This window comes from Paenibacillus tengchongensis (assembly GCF_008973665.1).
GTDB lineage: Bacteria > Bacillota > Bacilli > Paenibacillales > Paenibacillaceae > Paenibacillus_AQ > Paenibacillus_AQ tengchongensis.
Genome location: NZ_WACP01000016.1, coordinates 1 through 13,709 on the forward strand (window position 1 = coordinate 1; position 13,709 = coordinate 13,709).

The 13,709-nt window shown below is 54.9% G+C and carries 12 protein-coding genes; 9 read left to right on the forward strand and 3 right to left on the reverse strand.

Annotated elements, in window-relative coordinates; genetic code table 11:
- The first annotated feature begins 544 nt into the window (after positions 1–544).
- The 5 genes from F1381_RS22855 (at position 545) to F1381_RS22875 (ending at position 6,623) form a co-directional block, all read left to right on the forward strand.
- The gene (locus F1381_RS22855) at positions 545–2,116 is read left to right on the forward strand and encodes an extracellular solute-binding protein (protein WP_151737156.1); all 1,572 of its coding nucleotides are present in this window, start codon (positions 545–547) and stop codon (positions 2,114–2,116) included.
- A 97-nt stretch (positions 2,117–2,213) separates the two neighbouring features.
- Positions 2,214–3,182, forward strand: coding sequence for an ABC transporter permease (locus tag F1381_RS22860; RefSeq protein WP_151737157.1), 969 nt, complete (start codon positions 2,214–2,216; stop codon positions 3,180–3,182).
- Positions 3,183–3,204: 22 nt separating this feature from the next.
- Positions 3,205–4,080, forward strand: coding sequence for a carbohydrate ABC transporter permease (locus tag F1381_RS22865; RefSeq protein WP_151737158.1), 876 nt, complete (start codon positions 3,205–3,207; stop codon positions 4,078–4,080).
- A 71-nt stretch (positions 4,081–4,151) separates the two neighbouring features.
- Positions 4,152–5,249 carry a glycoside hydrolase family 88/105 protein gene (locus F1381_RS22870; RefSeq protein ID WP_151737159.1) on the forward strand — a complete coding sequence of 366 codons (1,098 nt, stop codon included), beginning with the start codon at positions 4,152–4,154 and terminating at the stop codon, positions 5,247–5,249.
- A 24-nt stretch (positions 5,250–5,273) separates the two neighbouring features.
- Positions 5,274–6,623, forward strand: a complete 1,350-nt coding sequence (locus F1381_RS22875; protein WP_151737160.1) for a glycoside hydrolase family 28 protein — start codon at positions 5,274–5,276, stop codon at positions 6,621–6,623.
- Between the two features lie 178 nt (positions 6,624–6,801).
- On the opposite strand, the gene F1381_RS22880 is transcribed toward F1381_RS22875, so the two are convergent.
- Positions 6,802–7,302, reverse strand: a complete 501-nt coding sequence (locus F1381_RS22880; protein WP_151737161.1) for a MerR family transcriptional regulator — start codon at positions 7,300–7,302, stop codon at positions 6,802–6,804.
- Positions 7,303–7,479: 177 nt separating this feature from the next.
- On the opposite strand from F1381_RS22880, the gene F1381_RS22885 reads away from it, so the two are divergent.
- Both F1381_RS22885 and F1381_RS22890 read left to right on the forward strand, forming a co-directional pair.
- Positions 7,480–8,328, forward strand: a complete 849-nt coding sequence (locus tag F1381_RS22885; RefSeq protein WP_425495289.1) for an SDR family NAD(P)-dependent oxidoreductase — start codon at positions 7,480–7,482, stop codon at positions 8,326–8,328.
- A 138-nt stretch (positions 8,329–8,466) separates the two neighbouring features.
- Positions 8,467–9,483 carry a ketoacyl-ACP synthase III gene (locus tag F1381_RS22890; RefSeq protein WP_151737162.1) on the forward strand — a complete coding sequence of 339 codons (1,017 nt, stop codon included), beginning with the start codon at positions 8,467–8,469 and terminating at the stop codon, positions 9,481–9,483.
- Between the two features lie 213 nt (positions 9,484–9,696).
- Here the strand turns inward: F1381_RS22890 and F1381_RS22895 are convergent, their stop codons facing one another.
- Together F1381_RS22895 and F1381_RS22900 are read right to left on the reverse strand one after the other, a co-directional pair.
- Positions 9,697–10,719: a LacI family DNA-binding transcriptional regulator gene (locus tag F1381_RS22895; RefSeq protein ID WP_151737163.1), complete on the reverse strand. Its 1,023-nt coding sequence runs from the start codon at positions 10,717–10,719 to the stop codon at positions 9,697–9,699.
- Between the two features lie 137 nt (positions 10,720–10,856).
- Positions 10,857–11,414 carry a GbsR/MarR family transcriptional regulator gene (locus tag F1381_RS22900; protein ID WP_151737164.1) on the reverse strand — a complete coding sequence of 186 codons (558 nt, stop codon included), beginning with the start codon at positions 11,412–11,414 and terminating at the stop codon, positions 10,857–10,859.
- 256 nt (positions 11,415–11,670) lie between these two features.
- On the opposite strand from F1381_RS22900, the gene F1381_RS22905 reads away from it, so the two are divergent.
- The gene (locus F1381_RS22905) at positions 11,671–12,879 is read left to right on the forward strand and encodes a quaternary amine ABC transporter ATP-binding protein (protein ID WP_151737165.1); all 1,209 of its coding nucleotides are present in this window, start codon (positions 11,671–11,673) and stop codon (positions 12,877–12,879) included.
- Positions 12,866–13,699 carry an ABC transporter permease gene (locus F1381_RS22910; protein WP_151737166.1) on the forward strand — a complete coding sequence of 278 codons (834 nt, stop codon included), beginning with the start codon at positions 12,866–12,868 and terminating at the stop codon, positions 13,697–13,699. Before F1381_RS22905 ends, F1381_RS22910 begins: the two co-directional genes overlap by 14 nt.
- Positions 13,700–13,709: the final 10 nt, after the last annotated feature.

Here is a 13,709-nt window from a genome sequence, read left to right on the forward strand (position 1 = left end):
AAAAACAAATGTAAAAACATCCCTTTAGATACTTTAATAAACAGCATCTAATTACATGTCAGGGTTAATGCAACGCTAGTGGATAATCACCACTTAATTCAAGCTTGTTTACCGTCTCGTAGAGTTTCGGCCCGAATTAGTGTGCCGAAATCCAACTATAACTGGTGAAAGAGCATTAAGTGATGAATTAGTGTGCCGAAAGCAAACTAATTCTTCGGGGCCCATACAGTTGGGCGGAGGGGGAGTTTGGAGCCGGAGGAGCGGCAGCGTCCGCCTTTGTCTGCGGATGTTCACCCTGTAATCGTTCCAAACGATAACATCCGCAGACAACAGCGGCCGCAGGCCCGAACACTCCCCGCAGCAGCCCATGGGCCGCCCAGGCCCCGGCACCTTCCCAATGATCACCCCGCTCACCCGATAATCATTTGCTCAGGCCCCCAAGCGTGGCGCGGCTTTCTGGGTAAATGATTGTTTTCGTAACCGGATTTGGCCTGTAGTGTGAAGCGTGTAACCAATACAAGTCAAAACGGAGGTCAACAAAGGTATGAAGAAAAAATCCTTCACCCTGCTCCTGTCCGCGCTGCTGACAATGAGCATGCTGGCAGCGTGCGGTAACAACAACAATGGTGGCAATGCGGCGGAAGCGACAAAAGAACCGGCTGCTAACAGCGGAACCGACACAGCCGCCACAGAGAAACCGGCCGAGTCGGCCGAGCCGGCCAAGCCGACAGAGATCAAGATCATGCTCCCGTTGAACATCTCGGAAACACCGCCGGATACGATTAAGACAGAAGTAGAGAAGCTGACCAATACGAAGCTGACCTATCAATTCTTCCCGGCGGATACGTACGAAGAGAAGCTGAATTCCTCGTTCGCCACCGGCTCACTGCCGCAGGTCACCTATCTGAAGAACCAGACAACCTTCGTCCAGATGAAAGAAGCGATCAAGGACGGCCAGTTCTGGGAGATCGGACCGTACCTGACGGAATTCCCTAACCTCAACAAGCTCAAACCGGAAATCCTCAACAATACGAAGGTGGATGGCAAGCTCTACACACTCTATATCGGACGTCCGCTTGCACGTCAAGGGATTATCTACCGTAAAGACTGGGCCGACAAGCTGGGCCTGAAGGCTCCGGCCAATGTGGATGAGCTGTTCGCCATGGCTAAAGCGTTCACCGAGCAGGACCCGGACGGTAACGGCAAGAAGGACACGATCGGTATCGTGGACCGCAACGAGCTTACGTATGGCGCTTTCAAAACCGTCTCCTCCTGGTTCGAAACACCGAACAACTGGGGTGAGAAGGACGGCCAGCTCCAGCCGGAGTTTACCTTCCCGCAATACATCGACACCATGGAATTCTTCAAAAAGCTTCGTGAAGGCGGATACATGAATCAGGACTTCGCGGCTACCAGTAAGACGGATGCCGTAAATATGTTCACCAGCGGTAAAGCCGGCCTGTACATCGGCGGTTCCATGCAGGATATTGACTCCCTGAACAAGGACCTGATCAAGAACGTTCCGGATGCCGTACTGGATACGCACAGTATGGTCGCCAGCCCGAACGGCAAGTTCGCGCAGTGGATGATTCCGGGCTACAACAACGTGGTGCTGTTCCCGAAATCGGCGGTTAAGGATGAAGCCGAACTGAAGAGCATTCTGGCCTTCTTTGACAAAATGATGACGCCGGAAGTCGCCAACCTGATGTATTGGGGTATCGAAGGCACTCACTACACCGTGGAAGACGGCAAAGCGAAGGCTTCTGATAACAAAGAACTGACTGAACGTGAAGTTAAGGGTTACAAGGATAGTGTTATCGGAGAATACGAAACCAACGGCATGTACCAAGCATACAACGTGCTGCCTGGCCGTATTCATGCCGAAGAACTGGTTCTGGAGAATGTAAAAGTCGGTGTCGCCGATCCTACGGCTGCACTGGATTCCGAAACCTACACCACCAAGGGCGTTGAATTGCAGCAGATCATTACCGATGCGACTTACAACTACATCTATGGCCAGCTCGACAAAGCCGGCTTCGAGAAGGAAGTAGAGAACTGGAAGAGCCGCGGCGGTGACAAGATTATCGAAGAGTACAACGCAGCCTACAAGAAGTAATAATAAGCTCTGAATCATGGGAAGGCCTGACCTGCCGGTTGCGGGCCCGGTCTTCCCGCTGGTATATAGAAGATTTGAAACAGAAAGGAAGAGAGCCATGCAGGAAGCCACCGCTAAGCCCGGCGTGATTCCGGACCTGACGCCGAAAGCCCGCAAGCGTAACGGCGAGCTTAAAAAGCGGCTGTGGAGGAACAAGCTGCTGTATATCATGCTTTTGCCGGGAGTGCTGTATTTTCTGATTTTCAAGTATTTGCCGATGTACGGCCTGGTCATCTCGTTTCAGGATTACAAGCCCTACCAGGGAATTATGGGCAGTGATTGGGTGGGTCTGGAGCAGTTCCGCCGCCTGTTCAGTGAACCGGATTTCCTGAATATTTTGAAGAATACGCTGATTCTGTTCGGTATGAATATCATCTTTTATTTTCCGGTGCCCATTATTCTGGCGCTCATGCTGAATGAACTCCGGGGCAGCTTTTTCAAAAGAACGTTTCAGACACTGGTGTATCTGCCGCACTTTATGTCCTGGGTTATCGTGGTCTCCATCACCTACGTTATGGTCACGATGGACGGCGGGATTATCAATGAGCTGCTGGTCTTCTTCGGGTTTGAGAAAGTCAACTTTCTGCTCAATCCCGGCTGGTTCAGGCCGCTCTATATTATCCAAGTGATCTGGCGCGAAGCGGGCTGGGGAACCATTATCTACCTCGCGGCGATTGCCGCGGTCGACCCGGGGCTGTATGAAGCCGCGCGTATGGACGGTGCAGGAAGACTGCGTCAGGTATGGCATATTACACTTCCGGCGATCCGCAGCGTCATTATTACTTTGCTGATTCTGAAAATCGGTTCCGTGCTGGATCTCGGATTCGAGCATGTCTACCTGATGCTGAACTCCATGAACCGTCAAGTGGCGGAAATTATCGATACGTATGTTTACACTGCAGGGATGCAGCAAGGGCAATTCAGTTACAGTACGGCCATCGGCTTCTTTAAGTCGATTGTAGGGCTCATTATGGTTATGACCGTCAACCGGATCTCCAAGAAAATGGGCGAAGAAGGCGTTTATTAAGGGAAGCGGGAGGTTCAAAGAAATGGTAGAAGACAGAACGATAGGCGGGAGAGTGTTCGCCGCCGTCAACTTTACGCTGCTGGCCCTGATCGCGCTGATTACGGTGCTGCCGTTCATCCACGTGGTGGCTGGCTCTTTCACCACCAGCGCCGAACTGGCAGCCAATAAATTCGTGCTGATTCCGAAGGTTTGGAGCTTTGAGGCGTATGAGTTTATTTTTTCAACCAATACGATTTTCCGGGCGCTCGGGGTGTCTATCGGCGTTACTCTGATCGGTACGGCCTTCAGTATGTTCATCACTGCGCTGATGGCCTACGCCCTGGCCCGCAGAGACCTCGACGGACGCAATGTAGTCAACTTCCTCGTCGTCTTTACGATGCTGTTCCACGGCGGGATGATCCCGACCTTCCTGGTCGTCAAGGAAATGGGCCTGATCAACTCGTATGCGGCGCTTATTCTGCCGTCGGCGATCAGTGCGTTTAACATGATTATTCTCAAGAACTTCTTCCAGAACATCCCTGACGGGCTGGAGGAATCGGCCAAAATCGACGGCTGCAACGACTTCGGCATCCTGTTCCGCATTGTACTGCCGCTCTCGCTGCCCTCGATTGCCACGATTTCCTTGTTCTACGCCGTTACGTACTGGAACACGTACATGAGTGCCATTCTTTATCTGGACGAAAGCACCAAATGGCCGATCCAGGTGCTCTTGAGACAGATAGTCGTACTCGCCAGCGGCATGGATTACAGCTCGTCGCTGGATGCGACGGTACCGCCGCCGGATCAGACGATCAAGATGGCCGTTATCGTGGTAGCTACGCTGCCGATCCTGATGGTGTATCCGTTCCTGCAAAAGCATTTTGCCAAGGGTGCGCTGCTCGGTTCCATGAAAGGTTAATCTCCGGCGGCTGTGCCGCCGGCTTGCGGATTGGGGTTCGTATGATTTGATTTCGGAAAGGGGAGGCCCGGATGATTGGCAGTTTGCCGAAGGCACCTATGGATTGGGCGCGCAGAGCCTGTGATTCTCTCATGAATACGTACCAGGCGGGGGAGCTCCCGCCAGCGCATCGCTGGCATTACCATCAAGGGGTGTTTCTGTGCGGCATGGAACTGCTGTGGGAAGAGGTTCAGGAGGAACGGTACATCCATTATATCCGTGAATATGTGGATGGTCTGGTCGACGATCACGGAAATCTGTATTTTTCCCGCGATGAGCTGGATGCCGTACAGGCCGGCCAGCTCCTGATCACTCTGTACCGGCTGACGGGCTTAGCGAAATACCGGATTGCCGCCGGGAAGCTGCGGCGTCTGCTGCAGACAGTCAACCGCACTTCGGAGGGCGGATATTGGCACAAGGATAAATATCCGTATCAAATGTGGCTGGACGGATTGTATATGGCCGGGGTATTCTCGCTGAAATATGCGGATGCCTTCGGGGAAGCGGAACTGCGGAAGACTGTGCTGGAGCAGGAGCGGCTGATGCGGAAGCATATGAAGGATGAAGCCACCGGCCTGCTGTACCATGCCTGGGATGAGAGCCGGCGCATGCCGTGGGCGGACCCGGATACAGGCTGTTCACCGGAATTCTGGAGCCGTTCGCTCGGCTGGTATGGGCTGGCGGTCTCACAATTTCTCGATTTGCTGCCGGAAGATGAGCCGGGACATGAGGAGCTGTCCCGGGAATTGGCCGGATTCACGGCGGCTCTGATCCGCTATCAGGATAAGGAGAGCGGGCTGTGGTACCAGGTGACCGACAAAGGCGACCGGCCGGATAACTGGCTGGAGACTTCGGGCTCCTGCCTGTTCGTATACACGCTCGCCAAGGCTGTCAACCGGGGCATCGCCCCGCCGGGAGCTGCTAATGCGGCCCACATCGGTTATGAAGGTCTGATCCGGGTACTGAAGCAGGATGATTACGGCAGGCTTATTCTGCCGGATATCTGTATCGGCACTTCAGCCGGAGATTACGAGAATTATGCCACCCGCCCGAAGGTCGCCAATGACCTGCACGGGGTGGGGGCGCTGGTCATGGCCTGCGTGGAAATGGCCAGGCTGTACGGAAGATAACTGCGGAAATTAGCATAAGGAGGAATGCCGGTGTTTAACATCGCAGATTACGGAGCGCTGAAAGGCAGCACGGTGCCGGCAACCGGAGCCATAGCGGCTGCCATCGCTGCGGCGGATCAGGCCGGCGGCGGAACGGTGGTTGTTCCGGCGGGAACGTATATCACAGGGGCGATCCGGCTCCGCAGCAATATCGAGCTGCATTTAAGTCCGGGTGCGGTGCTGTCGTTCAGCACCGATCCGGCGGATTATCCGCCGCTTGAGGCAAGATGGGAAGGGGTGCAGCGGCAGGTTCACTCTCCGTGTATATTCGGCTCGGAGCTGGTCAATGTCTCGGTCACCGGCAGCGGGACGCTCAATGGAAATGGTGCACCCTGGTGGGAGAAGCACCGCCACCATCCGGAGGAGCTGGAATATCCCCGCCCCACGCTGATCGGCTTCTATGATTGCGAGCGGGTGACCCTCCGGGATGTGACGCTGCTGAACTCGCCGAGCTGGACAGTGAATCCGATTCTGTGCCGCAATGTGGCGGTGGACAATATTAACATTCTGAATCCGGCGGATTCGCCGAATACGGACGGAATTAATCCGGAGTCCTGCAATGGTGTGCGCATTACGGGCTGTCACATCGATGTCGGCGACGACTGCATCGCGATTAAGGCCGGAACGGAGGACACGGAGGAACGGATTCCGTGCGAGAACATTACCATTGCCAACTGCACCATGCAGCATGGCCACGGCGGGGTAGTGCTGGGCAGCGAAATGAGCGGAAGCATCCGCAATGTCACGATCACCAACTGCATCTTCAAGCAGACGGACCGCGGCATCCGCATGAAATCCCGGCGCGGTCGCGGCGGCATCATTGAGGATATCCGCGTCAGCAATATCGTCATGGACGGCGTCCTCTGTCCCTTCACGGCCAATCTCTACTACCACTGCGGACCGCGCGGCAAAGAGAAATACGTGTGGGACAAAGAGCCGTATCCCGTAACGGAGGAAACGCCGCTGTTCCGGCGCATTCATTACGCCAATATTACCGCCCGCAATGTCCATGCCGCCGCAGGCTTCCTGTATGGTCTGCCGGAACAGTATGTGTCGGAAATGTCCTTCACCAACATTGATATTTCGATGGCAGAGGATGCTGTACCCGGCCAGCCGGATATGATGACCGGGCTTGAGGATATGAAGCGGCGCGGCTTCGTCATGGGCAATGTGCGGGACATTCTTTTTCAGAATGTAACGGTGGAGAACCACGAAGGGCCGGCCTTCAATGTCGAGAACGGCGACAGCGTCGAGCTGATCGCCTGCCGCTCCAGGAATACGGCAAAGCCCGAGTCGCTGCTGGAGGAGCGGAACGGAGAAGCAGCACGAAGATAACGGGTTTGCTTTGGAATTGGGGAAAATGAATCGGGTGTTGTTGGAGAAGCTGCGGCCTTTGATGGCCGCAGCATTTTTGCGTATAAAGGCTTCCTTCGGCCCTCCAAATCCCATCTGAAACACGCACATGCTCATGCTAAGCGACCCGATTAGTACGGTGAGCATTATTGAGCCTGGCTTAAGAGGTCTGTAATTTGTCCGCTTTGGCCGGTGCGGCAAAATAACTCATCTGATCAGGGGAGACGGCTTTAGTCTTCGGATGGCCTTTCATTTGTCCGGTGGCATTCGTCTGAATTTCATTCGTGCAATCCTGCCGTAAGCTCCCCTCCTCCAGCTTCATGTCGATGAAATCGACGATCTGCTGCAAAGAGGCGATTTGACTGACGATATTCTCCCGGTGACTCCTTAAGTGCTCTACCAGTTCGGGATGCTCCGCCGGGTCGGCCTCGGAGGAGACTGCCAGAAAGGGGCGCATTTCCTCCAGCGGCATTCCTGTTTTTTTCAGGCATCCTAGCAGCCGGATCGTACGGATGTCCTCCTGGCGGTAGACGCGGTGTCCGTTATCCTTGCGGTCTGCCCGGGATAACAATGCAATTTTTTCGTAATAACGGATTGTGTCCTCCGAAATTCCGGTCTGCTCTGCGGTTTGCTTGATTGTAAAAGTCTGATCGTCCTTCATCCGATCCCCTCCGGGAGTTTAGTGTTGCGTACATTATAAATAGGGAAGCTGGCTCCAAGTCAAGCCTCTTTTTCCTGAGAATAGCTTTGATTTCCTGCGTCTTGACTTGGAGTCGGCTCCAAGTTATAGAATGTGCGCTATCAGGAAGAACAATCCACTGGCCGAAGGAGGCTTACAATGAAAATGAATAAGCATATTGCTATGATTACAGGCGCGAACGCCGGGATCGGGCTGGAATTGACGCGGAAGCTGCTTTCAGAGGATTGGCAGGTGGTGGCTTTGAACCGTTCTGATTTTCCGGCAGAAGAATCGGGCATTCAGGGGGCTATTAAGAATGGAAAGCTGCGGATCTATAAAACGGCCGACCTTGCCGATTATGCTGGTCTGAAGAGGTCCTTGGAGGAAATAAAACACACGGAGCAGCGTATCGATATTCTGTTTAACAACGCCGGCGGGTCCTTTCCCGAGCTGCGTTATTCCAGACAAGGGCGCGAACAGCATTACGAGCTGATGACGGTTGTTCCGTATATTATCCTAATGGAAGTGAAGGAGCTCATTAGAAAGGGGGCCTTAAAAACAGTGATTAACACCTCATCCTCAGCGCTAAAATTTTCTAAAGAGTTTAGTGTCGAAATCCTGGAGCGCCCTAAATCCTTCCGGAAACTGCTTGGTCCATATGCCACCTCAAAGCTCGCGCTTTCCCTATGGACTCAGGCCATCGGACCGCAGCTTGCCCAGGAAGAGATCATGATCCGCAGTGTAGACCCGGGCGGTAACAACACGCTGAGAAAAGGCAAGGAGTCCGGGCTGCCCCTATTGGTTAAGCCGTTGATGAAGCTGTTTTTCTCTCCGCCCGCTTACGGCGCCGCCCAGCTGTATGACGGCGCCGTTGGGAAACACCGCAATGAGACCGGTGTGTTTGTGCAGAAGGGCCGGATTGAACCATTAAAATATACCAGTCAGGCGCGTGCTGTTCTGGAAAGGCTTCAGGCAATTTACGAGCAAGAGTTTCTGGCCATAAAATGATGTCTTTGCGGTTCCTGAAACCGTTAGTAGTTGAATTTGGCAGGTTGTTTTCCTCTGGCTTCACTTGGCAAGGAGACGGCAATCAAGTAATATTAGTACCAGATACTAATACTAGATACTAAATATGAGGTGATTGCAGTGCAAGGTGCCAGAATAACGGCCATAGGATCGTATGTCCCTGCCCGCAAGCTGACTAACAGCGACTTGGAGCAGATTGTAGAGACAAGCGATGAGTGGATTGTCCAGCGGACTGGAATCCGCGAGCGGCGGATCAGCCGGCCGGAGGAGTTCACCAGTGATTTATGTGTTGCTGCCGCAGCGGATTTGTTCCGGCGTTACGGCAAGTCCGCTGCGGAGATCGATATGGTGCTGGTAGCAACCAGTACACCGGATTTTCCTTTTCCCTCGGTAGCGTCGATCCTGCAGCACCGGTTAGGGATTCCAACATCGGCTGGAGTGCTCGATATGAGCGCAGCGTGCGCCGGCTTTGTATATGCCCTGCATACCGCGCATGCCTACATTGCTTCAGGACTGCACCGGTGTGTACTGGTTGTGGGAGCAGACGCGTTGTCTAAAATTACGGATTACAGTGACCGCAGCACCTGCATTCTGTTTGGCGACGGGGCGGGGGCGGTGCTGGTGGAGGCCAAAGAGGAAGGGGAGCCGGATGATTTCCGGGGATTTCATCTGGGCAGCGACGGAGGCGGCGCCCAGCATGTGTACCGCACTGGCCTGGCAAGCACGGTCAATGAAGTTCGGCTTACGGATACGGGCAAGCTGGTGCAGAATGGCCGCGAGGTGTTCCGCTGGGCGGTGCGGACGGTGCCGCAGGGAGTAGAACAGACCTTGGCCCGTTCCGGTGCAGCCATAGAGGAAGTTAATTGGCTGATTCCGCACAGCGCCAATCTGCGGATCCTTGAGCCGGTGTGCGACAAGCTGGGGTATCCATTGGAGAAGACACTTTATAGTCTGGAGTACTTCGGCAACACTTCGGCGGCAAGCATTCCGCTTGCGCTGGACCTGGGTATCCGCGCGTGTAAAGTCCAAAATGGCCAGCAGGTGCTGCTGTACGGCTTCGGTGCGGGATTAACGCATGCCGGCCAACTGCTGAAGCTGTCACTTGACCCGCAGGTGAGTGTGCCGGAACCCTTATAGGAGAACAGGAGCGGAAGAGCAGAAGGGCCAGATGCGCAGAGGAGCGGAGAGTGAATGAGTAGAGGGACAGTGATCTTGAGACTGGTTTCCAGGCAGACGGTACCTGCACCAAAACGCGCATACGCCTGAGGCGCATAATCGGCGCTTCATCTACGCCGTTGTCCTGGACGATGGCCTGCCGCGGTCTGCCCCTCAGCTAAACGGGCTTACGGTTCAGCCCAACGCCCCGCTGCCGCATGATTCGCGCACGACGAGGGCCGGCTCGACGACGTACGAGCCGCCCTCCGACTGGCCGTTGATCAGGTCGTACAGCATGTGCGCGGCGAGCACGCCGAGCCGCTCCTTGTTCTGGCGCACGGTGGTCAGTGCCGGAGTCGTGTATCTGCTGGCCTCGATGTCGTCGCAGCCGGCGATGGCGACATCCTCGGGGACGCGCAACCCGCGCTCCCGCAGGGCGCGGATGGCCCCGAGGGCCAGCAGGTCGGAGGCGGCGAACACCGCCCGCGGCAGGCTCCCGCGCTCCAGTAGGCGCGACATGGCGGCATAGCCGCTGTGCTCGAAGAAGTCGTCGCCGTGCACGAACCATTCGGGCTGCGGCGTAAGGCCGAAGCCCGTGATCGCCTTGGCGTACCCGGCTTCCCGCTGCTGCGAGATTTCTGAATCGGCCGTGCTGCCGATAAAGCCGAGGTCACGGTGGCCAAGCAGATAGAAATGCTCGACAACCTTCGCGGCGATCTGTGCATTGTCGGACATGACATAGCCGGACTTGCCGCCGGTCAGCTCCAGATCGACACCGATACAGGGGATATCACTGAGGTCAAGCTCGCGGATGGCCGGCTCCATGTTCTCGCCGGAAATAATGACGCAGCCGTCCACCTGGAAGTGCCGGCAGCGGGCGTAGTAATCGCCGCCGCTGAACATTTTCTCATTGGAGAAGAAGATCAGATCATAGCCGAGCATGCCCATCTGCTTCTTAAAGGCGTTCAGCACCTCAACAAAAAACGGGTGCGTAAACTCCACATTCAGCTCCCCGGCAAAAATAACGCCGATCAGGCTCGATTTCTTCGAGGCCAGCGTCTTGGCGGAGCTCGTAGGCGAATAGCCGGTCTGGTGAATAATCTCCCATACCCGCTGCTTTGTTTTGTCCGAGACATCGCTGTAATTGTTCATAATCTTCGAGACCGTCGAGACGGACACCCCCGCCATTTCGGCAATCGTCTTGATATTAACCCCCATGCCAAGCCACCTTCCGCTGCAAATCCTATCCATTTCAGTCTATTCATCTTCCCGGGCCAAGTCAATCCGGCCATTCCGGACATAATAAAGGCCATGTTCCCTGAAATGACGGGGTTCATGGCCTTTATCCTTCTAAACTATTCTTCTTTGGGAATCAGATCAAAGATCTTGCCGGTCTCCAGTGCCTCGATCAGCTTCAGCAGCCAACGGTAATATTTAATCGCTTCGTCAATTTTAACCTGGTCGGTTGTGAGCAGTTTCATGACAGCGGCATCGTCTGCGTAATCGCCCTGCATCTGTTTGATTTCTTCCAGCGATTTAGCGAGCGCAGTCATGTTTCCTTCCACCGCTTTGCGCCATTTAATCGAGAAATAGTCGCTGAAATTGCGGTACCAGTCCGGCTCCACCTCAAACAGATCCTTGCGGGTGCCCTTGCCCCATACCTTGTCGATCATCTTCAGATCGAGCAGTGTGCGTACGCCGGTGCTCATCGAGGTTTTGCTCATGCCCATGGTGCGGCTCATTTCATCCAGTGTCATGGGACCTTGATTAAAATACATATACCCGTATAAATGCCCGATGGATAAGGTAATTCCGTATAAATCCATGTTCTTGCCGATGGAATCGATGACCCGCTCCCGGGCTTTGCTGATTCTCTCTATTTGCGCGGGCGCAAGCCCTTCTAAATCGTTCATGATGTCCCTCCTGAGGATAGGCTTAAAATGACTGCAAACCTCTAGTATGTATTGTAATCACAACCCTTCATAGAAGTAAAGAATGTGCTCCGGACGGAATTTGGCGTAAAACAGAGTATTCTTTATGTAAAGTACGTAAAGTTAAAACTGTACACTAAATTTTTAGCGTATATGCGTTTTGCCTTACTTTTCATAAGTTCGTTACACTGTTAACAGCAAAGCAACCTGAACTATAGAGAGGAAGAAGGAGGTCAGCATGGCAATTATCGAGGTAAAAGAGCTTACCAAAGTATTCGGGCACGATGCGGGACGGGCGCTTCCATTACTAGAGCAAGGGTGGTCCAAAGAGAAAATCGCCCGCGAAGCCAAGCTTACGGTCGGCGTCAACAAAGCCAGCTTCCGTATTGAGGAAGGCGAAATTTTTGTCATTATGGGATTGTCGGGCAGCGGTAAATCGACGCTCGTGCGTCTGCTTAACCGCCTGATTGAGCCGACGGGAGGACAGGTGCTGTTCAAGGACCAGGATGTCGTCAAGATGAATCCCGAGGAGCTGCGCCGGTTCCGGCGTAAAAATATTGGTATGGTGTTTCAGAAGTTCGGGCTGTTCCCGCACCGCACGGTGCTGGCGAACGCCGAGTACGGCCTTGAAGTGCAGGGTGTCGATAAAAAAGAACGGACCCGCCGCGCCATGGAGGCGCTGGAGCTTGTCGGGCTGAAGGGCTGGGAGAACCACCGCCCCGATCAGCTGAGCGGCGGGATGCAGCAGCGGGTAGGCCTCGCCAGAGGGCTGGCCAACGACCCGGACATCCTGCTGATGGATGAAGCGTTCAGCGCGCTGGACCCGCTGATCCGCAAGGATATGCAGCAGGAGCTGCTGGAGCTGCAGACCCGGGTGAAGAAGACGATCATCTTCATCACCCATGATCTGGACGAGGCGCTGCGCATCGGCGACCGGATCGCCCTGATGAAGGACGGCGTCATTGTGCAGATCGGCACACCGGAAGAGATCCTCATCCAGCCGGCCAACAAATATGTCGAGCGGTTCGTCGAGGACGTCGATTTGTCCAAGGTGCTGACCGCATCCCACGTCATGCGCCAGCCGGAACTGATCCGGCCGGAACGCGGTCCCCGCGTAGCGCTGCAGCTGATGCGCGAGGGCGGCGTCTCGAGCTTGTATGTGGTCGATCAGGAAATGAAGCTGCAGGGTGTCATTACCGCTGAGGATGCCTCCCAGGCGCTGAAGGAGAACAAGACGATTCTGGAAGTGATGCGGCGGGAGATTCCCCGTGCTCATCCGGATACGCTGTTGAACGATCTGTTCGAGCTGATGTCGCAGGCCCACCTGCCGGTGGCGGTGGTCGACAGCGCCGACAAGCTGAAGGGAATTGTCATTAAAGGTGCGGTGCTGTCCGCGCTTGCGGGCAATGCCGTTCCGGAAGGGGGAGTAAGCCGTGAATTTGCCTAAAATTCCGATCGGACAGGGCGTGGAGTGGCTGGAGGATTGGCTGACCACGTATTTCGGTCCGTTCTTTGACTTTATACATGCCGTAATCGGCGGGATGGTCGGCGGTATTGAAGCCGCACTGACCTTCCTGCCCGCCATCGTGCTGACGCTGATTATCGCAGCGCTGGCCTACTGGATCGGCAAGTGGAAAATGGCACTGTTCGCTGTCATCGGACTGCTGCTGATCGACAATCTGGGCCTGTGGGACCCGTCGATGCAGTCGCTGGCGCTGGTGCTGACGGCATCCGTGCTGGCTGTGCTGATCGGTGTGCCGCTCGGCATACTGTGCGCCCAGAGCAGGACTGTGCAGAATATTGTTACACCAATTCTGGACTTTATGCAGACCATGCCGGCTTTCGTATACCTGCTGCCGGCAGTATCGTTCTTCTCGCTGGGCGTGGTGCCCGGCGTCATCGCTTCGATTATTTTTGCGATTCCGCCCACGATCCGTATGACCAACCTGGGCATCCGCCAGGTGTCTACCGAGCTGGTCGAGGCGGCTGATGCATTCGGCTCCACCGCGCGGCAGAAGCTGTTCAAGCTGCAGCTGCCGATTGCCCTGCCGACGATTATGGCGGGGATTAACCAGACCATCATGCTGTCGCTGTCGATGGTCGTCATTTCTTCAATGATCGGCGCCCAGGGCGTCGGTGCCTATGTCTACCGTGCGGTCTCGCAGGCCAAGACGGGTGCCGGCTTTGAAGCGGGCATCGCGATTGTCATCGTCGCCATTTTGCTCGACCGTCTGACGCAAAACCTGGTTAAACCCAAAAAATCATGACAGGAGAGTG

Coding starts and splice junctions, on each gene's coding strand:
- F1381_RS22855 (WP_151737156.1), top strand. CDS start 545: ATGAAGAAAAAATCCTTCACCCTGCTCCTGTCCGCGCTGCTGACAATG.
- F1381_RS22860 (WP_151737157.1), top strand. CDS start 2,214: ATGCAGGAAGCCACCGCTAAGCCCGGCGTGATTCCGGACCTGACGCCG.
- F1381_RS22865 (WP_151737158.1), top strand. CDS start 3,205: ATGGTAGAAGACAGAACGATAGGCGGGAGAGTGTTCGCCGCCGTCAAC.
- F1381_RS22870 (WP_151737159.1), top strand. CDS start 4,152: ATGATTGGCAGTTTGCCGAAGGCACCTATGGATTGGGCGCGCAGAGCC.
- F1381_RS22875 (WP_151737160.1), top strand. CDS start 5,274: ATGCCGGTGTTTAACATCGCAGATTACGGAGCGCTGAAAGGCAGCACG.
- F1381_RS22880 (WP_151737161.1), bottom strand. CDS start 7,302: ATGAAGGACGATCAGACTTTTACAATCAAGCAAACCGCAGAGCAGACC.
- F1381_RS22885 (WP_425495289.1), top strand. CDS start 7,480: ATGAAAATGAATAAGCATATTGCTATGATTACAGGCGCGAACGCCGGG.
- F1381_RS22895 (WP_151737163.1), bottom strand. CDS start 10,719: ATGGGGGTTAATATCAAGACGATTGCCGAAATGGCGGGGGTGTCCGTC.
- F1381_RS22900 (WP_151737164.1), bottom strand. CDS start 11,414: ATGAACGATTTAGAAGGGCTTGCGCCCGCGCAAATAGAGAGAATCAGC.
- F1381_RS22905 (WP_151737165.1), top strand. CDS start 11,671: ATGGCAATTATCGAGGTAAAAGAGCTTACCAAAGTATTCGGGCACGAT.